Below are 12440 nucleotides of genomic sequence, written 5' to 3'. Positions count from 1 at the left end.
GATATTCCGTCGCACAGCTGGGGGGCTTTAGAAAATGAGTGAACAATTGAACCGTATTCTCGTAGTGGATGACGAAGAACGTATTCGCCGTCTGCTGCGCATGTATCTGGAAAAAGAAGGTTATGAAATCGAAGAAGCCGAAGATGGAGAAACTGCGCTGCGGAAAGCTCTGGCGGATGACTACGGTCTGATTATGCTGGATCTGATGCTGCCGGGAATCGACGGAATAGAAGTCTGTAACCGTCTGCGTCAATCCAAGTCCACACCGGTGTTGATGCTGACAGCCAAAGGCGAAGAAGTGAACCGTGTACAGGGCTTTGAAGTAGGAGCAGATGATTATGTGGTCAAGCCGTTTAGTCCGCGTGAAGTTATCTACCGGGTCAAAGCGATCATGCGCCGTTCATCAGCGACAGCCTATCTTTCCCAGGAGAACAATTCAAGCAACAATATTGTTTTCCCGAACCTGATCATTGAGCATGATGCCCACCGGGTAACGGCCAGCGGTCATGAGATCAGCCTGACACCCAAAGAATACGAGCTGCTTCATTTCCTCGCCACGTCTCCGGACAAAGTATTTTCACGAGAAGAGCTGCTCAAGGATGTATGGAACTATGAGTTTTTCGGCGATCTGCGTACCGTCGATACCCATGTAAAGCGCTTGCGTGAAAAACTGAATAAGGTCTCTCCTGATTCTGCCGCGATGATCACGACGGTGTGGGGGGTAGGCTACAAGTTAGAGGTGCCTAAATAAGTGGACTTCTGGAGAACGCTTGTCGGTAAATTGTGGCTGACGATCAGCGGATTGGTAGCCTGTGTGCTACTGACGCTGGGGTTGTTTTTACTGCCTTATATTGATACCAACTTTACCAATTCAGACGCGATCAAAAGGCTGTTTACGTATGTATCCATTATCGGTTTTGCGCTGACTACGTTTTTTGCGCTGTTTTTGCTCACCAAAATTACACAGCCGATGCAGCAGCTGATCCAGGCGACAGATGGCATCCGTAAAGGAAAGTACAATACTCGCCTGGCACTGCGTACCGGTGACGAGATTGGTCAGCTGGCAAGCGCTTTTAACCATATGGCCGAAGAACTGGAAAAAAATATCCAGAATCTGCAGCTGGAAAAGGAACAGATGGCGAGCGTACTGCGAAGCATGGGTGATGGTGTGATTACCTTTGACAAGCAAGGCAATATGATCCTGCATAATCCGCTTGGCGAGATGATCATGGACAGCTGGCATAAAGCCGGCTGGGAAGGTCAGCAGGATGGCAGCGGCGCAGCAGCTTCCAAAGTGCCGGAGCCGCTGTATCCCATGTTTGAGCGTGTTATCCGCGAACGTCAGGATCAGAGCTCCAATATCCATGTCAAGCAGCAGGTATGGGCAGTGAATATGACGCCTCTTTATTCGGGCGAAGATGTTCGTGGTACCGTATCTGTGCTGCGCGATGTGACTGAAGAAGTCAAAGCAGAGAAAATGCGGCGCGATTTTGTCGCCAACGTCTCCCACGAGATTCGTACGCCGCTGCAAATGATTCAGGGTTACAGTGAAGCACTGCTGGATGGCATGGCATCCTCACCGGAAGAAAGCAATGAACTGGTGCAGGTTATCTATGATGAGTCGCTGCGCATGAGCAGGCTTGTACAGGACCTGCTTGATCTGTCACGGATGGAGGCAGGACATACGGACATGAATTTCGGCCAGATGAATCTGAATGAATTGATGGACCGGGTGTACCGCAAATTCTCTGTACGTGCCAAGGAGCGCGAGCTGGACCTCAAGTTTATCCGCAGCGAGGCACCATTGTTGCTGGAGGCGGATGCGGATCGACTGGAGCAGGTATTTACCAATCTGCTGGACAATGCGTTCCGTCATACACAGGCGGGAGGAACGATTACCGTCACCGCAGCGCTGGAAGGCAATCAGATCAAGGTGTCATTCCAGGATACGGGAGCAGGGATTCCACTGGAGGATCTGCCGTTTATTTTTGAACGCTTCTACAAAGCGGATAAGGCAAGAGTTCGGGGAGAATCAGGTGGTACCGGTCTCGGTCTCGCCATTGTACGCAATATTATAGAAGCTCATCAGGGTACGATTGCTGCGGACAGTCAGGTAGGTAAAGGTACAGTGTTCACCCTGACGCTGCCTGTACATCGTGAAGTTCGGGAGTAAATAACGTCTAACTGGGTATTATCTAAAATTCATCATGAAAAAGCTCCTGCCGATTATTCGGTGCAGGAGCTTTTTCGTATGTCTACATGTATTATATTTCGGGAAATAAATAATTTTGGAGTAATTGGTTAAGCCAGTACAACTTCCTGCGCTGTTTTCAGGTTGGGCAAATTCGTCAACTCGACCAGTACCTGCTTCGGCACATCTTTGTCTACAGTCAGAATCATGATCGCTTCGCCGCCTTCAATTTTCCGTCCAACCTGCATGGAGGCGATATTGACATCTTTTTGACCAAGCAGGGAGCCGACATTACCGATAATGCCTGGCTTATCGGTATGCGATACGAGAATCTGGTGACCGGCAGGCAGTACGTCTACCGAATAATCATTGATACGGACGATACGCTCGCCATAACCGCTCAGCAGGGTACCGGATATACGCTGCTCACTGCCATCCTGGCCTTTGAGGCTTACGGTGATAAGGTTGGTAAAGCCTTTGGTGGAAGGTGCGCTGGTGACGATCACATTCAGATCACGCACTTTGGCCAGGTGAAGCGAGTTGACGATATTCGCTTCCGAACCCAGATGACGCGACAGAATCCCTTTCAGAATATAACGGGTCAGCGGCTGGGTATCCACTTCGGACAGATCGCCTGCATAGTCGATACGGATTTCCTGGATCGCCTGTACAGAGATTTGAGCGGCAAAGCTGCCCAGCTTCTCGCCAAGTCCAAAGTACGGCTGCAGCTTGTTCATCACGCTTGCAGCAACAGGAGGCATGTTAACCGCATTTTTGAAAGGCTCATCCCGCAAAATATGCAGAACCTGCTCGGATACGTCGATCGCTACATTCTCCTGCGCTTCCACAGTGGATGCACCCAGGTGAGGCGTAACGATAATATTCGGATGATTCAGGAAAGGATGATCTGCTTGCGGCGGCTCGCTTTCGAATACGTCAAAAGCGGCTCCGGCTACAATACCTTCATCAATCGCTGCTACGAGTGCGAGTTCATCTACTACTCCACCGCGTGCACAGTTGACGATCCGCATGCCTTTTTTCATGATCTGGAATTGTGGAGTAGAGATCATATGCTTGGTTTCCGGTGTAAGCGGCGTATGCACTGTCATAAAGTCTGCGTTTTTGAGAATATCATCCACGCTGGCCAGCTTGACGCCCATTTTGTCGGCGCGCTCCTGAGTGAGGAACGGATCATAGCCGAGAATGTCCATACCGAAAGCTTTGGCACGCTTGGCGACTTCACTGCCGATCCGGCCCATACCGAGCACGCCGAGTGTTTTATTGCGCAGTTCGACCCCGAGGAAAGATTTGCGGTCCCAGGTACCGTTAATGGTTTTGGCATAGGCTTGTGGAATATGACGAGCCAGCGCCATCATCATGGCAAAAGTATGTTCGCAGGTTGTAATTGTATTTCCATCCGGCGCATTGATAACGATAATACCGCGCTGGGTAGCAGCTTCCAGATCAATATTGTCGACGCCGACGCCGGCACGTCCGACAACTTTTAGATTTGTTGCAGCTTCCATGATTTTGGCAGTTACCGTTGTCTGGCTGCGTACGAGCAGTGCATCGTATTCGCCGATAATAGCTGTCAATTCGTCTTCGCTGAGTCCTGTCTTTTTGTCTACCGTGATGTCTGAAGCATCCATCAGTTGTTGAATCCCCAGATCGCTAATTGGATCAGATACCAGTACCTTAAACATTATTTCTTTCCTCCTCCAAATTGGTCATTCTTTGTTTGTAGTCGTCCTTGTTGATGATGCAGTTTTTATTTATATGAACATCTGCTTCCGTCACTGATGCTGACAGACAGCTGCAAATGTTGATATCTACCACATTTAATTACCGGATAAACGCACTAACGCACAAAAGTAAAAATCATACAAAAAAAGCACTCATCCGCACACTACGATTGTAGTCAAGGGACGAGAGCTGTCGTGGTACCACCCTAATTCGCTGTTCTCTCACAAGAAGCAGCCTTATGGTCAAATCAATTGACCGGATTCATAACGGAATCACCCGACTGTACCTACTCCATTTTCAATACAGTGACTCAGGAACGCTCAAAATATACAATCGGTTTACCGGTTTGCACCAACCACCGGCTCTCTGAAAACCAGAGTGCAATTTTTTTCCTTCACAGACGCTGATGTAATTTAATTTTTTCATAATGTACCATGGGTTACATACCATGTCAATAACGTATTTTAGAATCAAACACGAATATTAGAGATGAAACGCCTTGGAATATACGTATTAATTGCTTTTACAGCTTTTGTATAATTGTTTGTGAGCCAGCAAGATTATTTAAGGTAAACAAGGGTATGCAGTCTTCAAAGTCGTCTCGCCTATGCATAAATAAACCTGAATCAGCATGGTCAGTGAACCGGGGAATAGATCAGGAAGAGCGAATTATTTGCTTTGCAGGATATCATGGTATAATGAATTTTATCAATTGAAAGCGGGCATTCGGCTCAATGCTTAACTAAGAGGATTGTGATTATGAAAAAAGGCAAGTTTCGATCATTCAAATTAAAACGTGTACAGCCCGAACAGTTGACCGACAAGCTACTGCTGGCCAATTTGTATTTAACCCAGGGACTCACATTGCTCGTCGGCATGATCTGGATCTGGCTGCAGGGACGTAACCCTTTTGCATTGCTGGAACTGCCAGACAGTATTCAGTTTGTATGGTGGGGACTGGGACTCGCCGGAGCGATGCTGCTTGCGGATCTGTTTATATCGAGAGTAGTGCCGGAGAATAGTATGGATGATGGCGGGATTAACGAAATGATTTTCAAAAATCGGCCGATCTGGCATATTGTTATTATTACGCTGATAGTAGGAATTTGCGAAGAAATATTGTTCCGTGGAGCGATTCAGCATGCTTTCGGACCTTATTGGACAAGCATTATTTTTGCGGCGATTCATTTTCGATATCTCCGTCACTGGATTCCTACTGGCTGGGTGTTTGTCAGTAGCTACGCTCTTGGGTATATTTATATTGAATCCGGTACATTATGGGCACCCATTTTATGTCATTTTATGATTGACCTGATATCCGGTCTGATTATTTCGTTGCGGAGGGAAAAATGAGCGAACGTCTAAGCAGGTTGGAACGCTATGGTAATACCAAGGATACAAGCAGAATAGAACGCTTTGGCAGTAACCGAGATGAAGGACTATTGATCGGCGGACGGATCAAGCTTCCTGGCGGCCGCAGCAAGCGTTCGTCGCGAACCGTACGGCAAGCCGCTTATCAGTCGGTAAGTCCGGCTCTGGCAGCAGATGGCCAGTTACAGGTAGAGGGCGAAGAAGAGGAAGAAGGCGAAAAGGAATACGCGCCTCGCAGCACGATCTATCCGGCACGCAAAATCCGGCTGGCCAAGTTCTTTTATGGCTATCTCATCTTCATGTTTGTTGTCTTGACCGGCATGCTGCTCTGGTGGGGCTTCAAGCTCTCGGGCTTTATGCTGAGCTGGGATAAATTCAAAAACCTGATGATGTAGTCAGTGCCAGCATGAGACAGTCATAGCCTGCTTATCCAACCTATACACAAATACAATAGCTGGCTGGCCTGAATATCAAAAGCAAAAAACGCAGATAGCGGATCATTCCGCTATCTGCGTTTTTATTTACTTTTTGCGATATTCTATGATCCAGAATTACTTGATCCTATTTTTGTATCAAACATTAACGCATTTCCGGTTCAATCGTATCCGGATCAACAAATGTATATCCTTTGGCTTCCAGCTTGGTCAGCAGCTGATCCAGTGCCTCAACGGTCCATGGCAATTCATGCATCAGGATTGTACTGCCGGAATGCAGCTGATCCATAACATTGGTAATGACTGCCTGAGGATCATTCTGATTCACCCAGTCCAGGGATCCTACCGACCAGTTCATGTACATCAGATTGTTTTTGGCAGCGACTTCATGTACGGCATCATTGCCTGCTCCATTTGGTGGGCGCAGGAAGCGCGGAGTCACATTGATCGTTTCCTTGATAATTTTCTGGGTGTCTTCAATTTGCTGTTTGACTTTGGCAGGCGATTCGTTTTTCAGAACGATATGATCGTAAGTGTGATTTCCGATTACGCCTCCGCGATCATGAATGAGCTTGAGCAGCTCAGGATGTCTTTTAACGCGGCTGCCGTTAACAAAGAAAATAGCACGCGCATTATGCTTATCGAGGGTATCGATCATGCTGTTGATCATTTTCGCTTCTTTTGGACCATCGTCAAAAGTCAGCAGAACGACCTTTTTCGGCGTTTTATCGGATTCCTTGTTCGGCACGATATCATAATTTTTGTTCATATGATAGGTATAGCTCACAGGTGCTTCGGCTTTGGAATCTTCGGCAGTGGTACTGCTGCTTTCCTGGGATTTGGCATCTGTTGAACCGGCAGTCGTACCTGCTGAAGCTGTAGCATCAGCATCTTTTCCGGTCGATGGCGTAGTAGTGGCTCCGGCATTCTGTTCGCTTGCAGCCGGTGTGGCAGGTGTTTGGTTGGCGCCCGAGTTGCCAGCGGTGCTCTGATTGCTGCATGCAGACAGGATCAGCACGGACAACAGCAGCCATCCCGCGGTTTTCTTGAACATTCATTTCACACTCTTTTCTGTCTGTAGTTTATGTAACCAGATCTCTGACAGCTTCAGACTAATTATTTTCCGGGCGGAATACATCAGTCTGAATCAACAATAGACCTATGTAAATTAAATCCCTAAAAAGCATAAAAAATCAACACTTGTATAAATATTCTATACTTTTTTGGGCATACAAATGCGTTATAACCCAAAAATCAGATGACTGAATCAAAAAGATCTGAATAAAACGCTTACAATCATAATTATATACAAAGCGTTTTATTACGTGCATTTAAGGATAATAAATGGTAACATAGACAATATAGTATTGCTATATTTATCACCATATGAATAGGGAATGGATGACACGCATTATGCCGTGATCACAACCTATGTTTTCAAGGGGGATCCTATCATGAAAATAGAAAGACTGAGCTCAGATAAAATACGGATTTTCCTTACTTTTGACGATCTCACTGAGCGCGGGATCCAAAAAGAAGATATGTGGCAGGAGATTCCAAAAGTCCATGACCTGTTCACCGAAATGATGGATCAGGCTTATACGGAGCTTGGGTTTGATGCTACCGGTCCTCTGGCGGTCGAAGTATTCGCGCTTCCTGCACAGGGTATGGTAGTGATAGTAACTCGCGGTAAATACGATCAGCATCTGGGAACCATGAACGAGGATGATCTGGCTGATGAGATATACGAGATGGAAGTTACGCTGGAAGAGACTGATTTTATCGCCTATTCCTTTAAGGACTTCGAGACATTGATCGAAGCGGCACACACTCTATCCCAGAACGTAACCGAAGCGGGAAGACTGTATCATTATAAAGATCAATGGGTGTTTACCCTTGATCCTGCTGAAGTGGACATGTCCAAGCATGCAGCCCTGATTGCTGTACTGGCTGAATTCGGAGATGCGACTTCAGTTACCGAAGCTATGCTGGAAGAGTACGGCAAAGTAGTTATGCCGGAAAATGCAGTTCAGGTAATTTGCGAGCATTTCAAACGCAATGACTGAATGAAACCAAGGCATCCAGGTATTTCCTTCACTTGTGAATAGTCCGAACCGGCCGGAAGGAGTTCCTAGCTCGTATGTTGCAATAACGGCACATCAACCGGTGGTCAGGCTATCAATCAATGAGGGGGAATCTGGGTGTCTTTATTTTCAATTCTGCTGGCTGCAATAGCTCCGGGTATTGCACTGCTCGTATATGTCTATCTCAAGGATAAATATGACACCGAGCCACTTCATCTGGTGATCAAATTTTTCCTGTTGGGAATAGCTATCGTATTTCCGATTATGATTATTCAGCGAGCCATGGTTCTTGGATTGGGAGAAAGTCCATACGTTTTTTCATTTCTGATATCTGCCGGTGTGGAAGAGGGAGCCAAATGGTTTATCATTTATCATATTTTGTATAACCATACGGAATTTGATGAACCCTATGATGGCATTGTCTATGCGGTAGCTCTTTCACTCGGATTTGCCACATTGGAGAATGTACTGTATGCACTCTACAATTCAATGCCGATCATGTCGCTGTTGGCACGTGGTTTGCTGCCGGTATCAGGACATGCATTGTTTGGCGTCATTATGGGATACTATGTAGGTAAAGCCAAATTTACTACAACTTCGCGCAAACGGCGCTGGTTTCTGGTATGTGCACTGGTATTGCCGTTGTTCTGGCATGGTGTATATGACTTTATTCTACAAACGGTTACCCAGAATTGGCTGTGGTATATTGTGCCTCTGATGCTGTTCCTCTGGTATGGCGGCATGATCAAGATTGCACGCGCCAATAATCGCTCGCCTTTCCGTTTTGTCAAAAGGGAAGAAGAGATGAACACATAATATTCAGACAGAATAACAAGCCTGCAACCGGACGATAAACCGGTGTGCAGGCTTTATTTTTGCAAATTAAAAATCGGGTTGGATAAGTTGCAATGGATTCTATGAAAATGGGATCGGTTTATAACATGCGATCTTTGCGTATTCCTTGTCTGTATATACCTCGTCAGAAAGAAATATCGGTGTGAGCCGGCACATGCTATAATTTCAATATTAAGAAGCTTAGAGAATAAGAATCAGATTGACCAAACGATATAAAAGGAGAATCATCTATGGAATGGAAGCAAGGTAGTACTTTGTATATTCAAATACATACAGCAGGGGAATCCAGAGATACTCCTGCCTATCCGTGTATGCTAAAAGCAGCCGACGATTCTTTTTTGTATGTGGATGTACTTCATGATCCGCAGACAGGCGAACAATATATGTTGCAGCCAGAAGAGCAACTGCAGGTGCTTTTTGACAGTGAGGATGGAACACGCTATCGTTTTGACAGTCGTTCTGCAGGCTACAATGAAATGCTTCGGCTAACTCCGATTGTAAAACCGATAGATCAGCAGATTGTTCAGACAGAAGCTTCGGAATATTTGCGTGTTCGCTCGGAGATCGAAGTAGCTATCCGAAAAGGAGAGCAGCGTTCTACAGTAATTACTACGTATATCAGCGCAGGTGGAATGACCGTTACCAACGTGCGGGATATCGAATTGACTATAGGCGATCAATTGGAATGCTGGCTGCTTATTCATATGAAAAACGGATCGATCGAGCATATTCCACTCGAAGCGGCACTGATTGGCGAGCAGTCTGGCGAAGGCGGCGAAAAGCAATACAGTATGCAATACAGCGAAATATCCGATTCGGATCGCCAGAAATTGATACGTTATTGCTTTGAACGCCAATTTGATTTTCGCAGTTTGTAGGTGACTGTGCGCTTTTGCATGTTCTAGGGGACTGTGTTATAATTTGCTTGACGCAGGCAATGCCTGCTTTTTTATTGAGTTGTAGTATAATGGTTGAGGGGGAGTTCCCGGTTGGAACGCCAAAAGTCAGAACATAACGGGAAAATCAACATTGCGATTGATGGACCTGCCGGCGCAGGGAAAAGTACAATTGCACGTATGGTCGCCAAGCGACTCGGCTATGTATATGTCGATTCGGGAGCAATGTACCGCGCCGTTACATGGCATATGCTTCAATTAAATATTGAACCTGAAAATGCCGAAAAAGTGCTTCAAGAAGCACAGAATCTGGTGATTGAATTAATACCTGATGAACAGGGACAGAAGGTACTGGCAAATGGAGAAGATGTGACTGCAGATATTCGTAGTCTGACCGTGAACCGGATTGTGTCACGATATGCGCAAATCGAGGGGCTGAGAGTAAAGCTAGCGTCTTTACAGCGGCAAATGGCTTTGCGTAAAGGCGTTGTGATGGATGGACGCGATATCGGTACTCATGTGCTTCCTGATGCAGAGTTGAAGATCTTTATGACTGCAACTGTGCAGGAGCGTGCCAGACGCAGATACGCAGAGATGGATGCTTCCGAGGGAATTACCCTGGAGCAGCTTGAACGCGAAATTGCCGAACGGGATCAGCTGGATGAACAGCGTGAATTCTCTCCGCTGGTATGTGCAGAGGATGCGCTGGTGCTCGATACAACGTCGATGTCTATCGAGCAGGTATCCGATCATATCCTGACGCTGGCTCATACTACACTGGCAGGGAGAGTCTGACTGATGTTCTATCGATTCATTCGCGCTCTTATACGCTTTTTTTACCGAATTCTGTTCCGTATCAAAGCGGAGGGATTGGAGCATATCCCGCAGCATGGCGGCGTACTGCTCTGTTCCAACCACATCAGTAATCTGGATCCTCCTATGGTAGGTATCCTGATTAAACGCCAGGTTCGTTTTATGGCCAAGGAAGAACTGTTCCACACTCCGGTACTGGGACCGATTATTGCAAGACTTGGTGCTTTTCCGGTCAAACGGGGCGGTATCAGCAAAGAATCGATCCGTACCGCGCTCACGATTTTACGTGAAGGCGGTATAATGGGGATTTTCCCTGAAGGTACACGTAATTCTCAGGCAGCAGTCGCCAAACGTGGCGCTGCAACTTTTGCATTACGGAGCGATGCGGCAGTGATTCCGGCTGCGATTATTGGAAATTACAAGCTTTTTCGTACAACCAAGGTTGTGTATGGTCCACCTGTTGATCTTTCTGCCTACAAAGGCAAGGATGCAATCGGTACGGCCGAGGAAGCGACGGAGAAAATTATGGAAGCTATCCATAAGATTATTCGTGAACATCAATAAATGTGTTTTGAACTCAGCTTTACATTGAGTTTAAATAAATGGGATTTGAATCGAGGAGGGTATTGACATGTCGGAAGAAAATAATAACCAAGAAACTACCGAAGTTACAAACCAGGAGGCGCTTGATCAAATGGTCTCCGTGAACAAAGGTGACACTGTCACTGGAACAATCGTCAAAATTGATGATAATCAAGCTTATGTAAGTATTGGATATAAATATGACGGTGTTATTCCAGTCCGTGAACTTTCTTCTGTGCACGTAGACAGCGCTTCTGAAGCTGTGGAAGTGGGACAGGAAGTGGAATGCAAAGTAGTAAGCATCAACGACGAGAAAGAAACTCTCGTTCTGTCCAAGCGTGCGATCGATAGTGAAAACGCTTGGGAATCACTGGAACAACGTTTTGAATCCGGTGAAGTATTTGAAGTTACTGTATCCGACGTTGTAAAAGGCGGACTGGTAGCTGACGTAGGCGCACGCGGATTTATCCCTGCATCCATGGTAGAGCGTCATTTCGTAGAAGATTTCAGCGATTACAAAGGTCGTACACTTCGCGTTAAAGTAAAAGAACTGGATCGCGAAAACAACAAAGTAATCCTGTCCCAAAAAGATGTACTGGAAGCGGAATACGAGTCCAACAAGCACAAAATCATGGAAAGCCTGCAAGAAGGCCAGGAGCTGACAGGTACTGTACAGCGTCTGACTCAATTCGGTGCATTCGTTGATGTAGGAGGCGTAGATGGTCTGGTACACGTATCCGAGATCGCTTGGACACATGTAGACAAACCAGCTGACGTACTGTCCGAAGGCGACCAAGTAAAAGTAAAAGTACTGCGTGTTGATCCTGAAAAAGGCAAAATCAGCCTCAGTATCAAAGCAGCTCAACCAGGTCCTTGGGAGACTGCAGCAGACAAATTCCATACTGGCGATGTAGTATCCGGCGAAGTAAAACGTCTTGTAAACTTCGGCGCATTCGTTGAAATCGCTCCAGGAGTAGAAGGTCTGGTACACATTTCCCAAATCTCCCACAAACACATCGGTACTCCGCAAGAAGTACTGGAAGAAGGCCAAACGGTTTCCGTTAAAGTTCTGGATGTAAATCCAAGCGAAAAACGCGTTAGCCTGAGCATCAAAGAAACCGAAGAAGCTCCTGCTGATGAGCCAAAAGCGCCTAGAGAAAACAGCAACAAAGGCAACCGCGCTCCAAAACAGGAAGAGCTGAACAACCCTAACGTTTCCCTGAGCAATCAAGGCATGAACGTAACACTGGGCGACCTCTTCGGCGACAAACTGAGCAAATTTAAGTGATTAGAAGCAAGTGATTTAAGAGCAAGTGATTTCCTTGCTCCCTAAACGGTAACGTTTCAATGCCGTTTAGACGCATGACCAATACCAACTACAATAACTTCAATCCACTCCTCTCTTAAAGCAGTAGAAAATGAAAGTTTCCTGCTGCTAAGTAAGAGAATTCATAGCTAAAAGTTAGAACAG

At 46.3% G+C, this 12440-nt stretch carries 12 protein-coding genes and 1 other annotated feature; of the genes, 10 read left to right on the top strand and 2 right to left on the bottom strand.

The window, feature by feature from the left end:
• The first annotated feature begins 34 nt into the window (after positions 1-34).
• Together AR543_RS16775 and AR543_RS16770 are read left to right on the top strand one after the other, a co-directional pair.
• Positions 35-751, top strand: coding sequence for a response regulator transcription factor (locus AR543_RS16775; protein WP_017814371.1), 717 nt, complete (start codon positions 35-37; stop codon positions 749-751).
• Positions 752-2173, top strand: coding sequence for a HAMP domain-containing sensor histidine kinase (locus AR543_RS16770; RefSeq protein ID WP_060535583.1), 1422 nt, complete (start codon positions 752-754; stop codon positions 2171-2173).
• A 128-nt stretch (positions 2174-2301) separates the two neighbouring features.
• On the opposite strand, the gene serA is transcribed toward AR543_RS16770, so the two are convergent.
• Positions 2302-3894, bottom strand: coding sequence for a phosphoglycerate dehydrogenase (gene serA / locus AR543_RS16765; RefSeq protein WP_060535582.1), 1593 nt, complete (start codon positions 3892-3894; stop codon positions 2302-2304).
• 215 nt (positions 3895-4109) lie between these two features.
• Positions 4110-4341 (bottom strand) — a binding site (T-box leader).
• A gap of 352 nt (positions 4342-4693) precedes the next feature.
• Between serA and AR543_RS16760 the strand changes: the two genes are divergently transcribed.
• Both AR543_RS16760 and AR543_RS16755 read left to right on the top strand, forming a co-directional pair.
• The gene (locus AR543_RS16760; RefSeq protein ID WP_060535581.1) at positions 4694-5287 is read left to right on the top strand and encodes a CPBP family intramembrane glutamic endopeptidase; all 594 of its coding nucleotides are present in this window, start codon (positions 4694-4696) and stop codon (positions 5285-5287) included.
• Positions 5284-5700: a hypothetical protein gene (locus AR543_RS16755; protein WP_060535580.1), complete on the top strand. Its 417-nt coding sequence runs from the start codon at positions 5284-5286 to the stop codon at positions 5698-5700. Before AR543_RS16760 ends, AR543_RS16755 begins: the two co-directional genes overlap by 4 nt.
• A 184-nt stretch (positions 5701-5884) precedes the next feature.
• On the opposite strand, the gene AR543_RS16750 is transcribed toward AR543_RS16755, so the two are convergent.
• Positions 5885-6793: a polysaccharide deacetylase family protein gene (locus AR543_RS16750; RefSeq protein WP_060535579.1), complete on the bottom strand. Its 909-nt coding sequence runs from the start codon at positions 6791-6793 to the stop codon at positions 5885-5887.
• A gap of 400 nt (positions 6794-7193) precedes the next feature.
• On the opposite strand from AR543_RS16750, the gene AR543_RS16745 reads away from it, so the two are divergent.
• From AR543_RS16745 to rpsA, 6 genes are all read left to right on the top strand, one after another.
• Positions 7194-7805 (top strand): genetic competence negative regulator, encoded by a 612-nt coding sequence (locus tag AR543_RS16745; RefSeq protein ID WP_017814377.1) that lies wholly within the window; start codon positions 7194-7196, stop codon positions 7803-7805.
• Between the two features lie 135 nt (positions 7806-7940).
• Positions 7941-8639, top strand: coding sequence for a glutamic-type intramembrane protease PrsW (gene prsW / locus AR543_RS16740; RefSeq protein WP_060535578.1), 699 nt, complete (start codon positions 7941-7943; stop codon positions 8637-8639).
• 269 nt (positions 8640-8908) lie between these two features.
• Complete coding sequence (locus tag AR543_RS16735; protein ID WP_060535577.1) at positions 8909-9556, top strand: flagellar brake protein; 648 nt, start codon at positions 8909-8911, stop codon at positions 9554-9556.
• A gap of 111 nt (positions 9557-9667) precedes the next feature.
• Positions 9668-10369: a (d)CMP kinase gene (gene cmk, locus AR543_RS16730; RefSeq protein ID WP_060535576.1), complete on the top strand. Its 702-nt coding sequence runs from the start codon at positions 9668-9670 to the stop codon at positions 10367-10369.
• Between the two features lie 3 nt (positions 10370-10372).
• A complete protein-coding gene (locus AR543_RS16725; protein WP_060535575.1) occupies positions 10373-10951 on the top strand; it encodes a lysophospholipid acyltransferase family protein in 579 nt (192 codons plus the stop codon).
• A gap of 67 nt (positions 10952-11018) precedes the next feature.
• Positions 11019-12257: a 30S ribosomal protein S1 gene (rpsA, locus tag AR543_RS16720; RefSeq protein WP_060535574.1), complete on the top strand. Its 1239-nt coding sequence runs from the start codon at positions 11019-11021 to the stop codon at positions 12255-12257.
• The last annotated feature ends 183 nt before the right edge of the window (positions 12258-12440 follow it).

The organism is Paenibacillus bovis (assembly GCF_001421015.2).
Classification (GTDB): domain Bacteria; phylum Bacillota; class Bacilli; order Paenibacillales; family Paenibacillaceae; genus Saccharibacillus; species Saccharibacillus bovis.
This window is presented reverse-complemented; position numbering and strand designations above follow the sequence as displayed.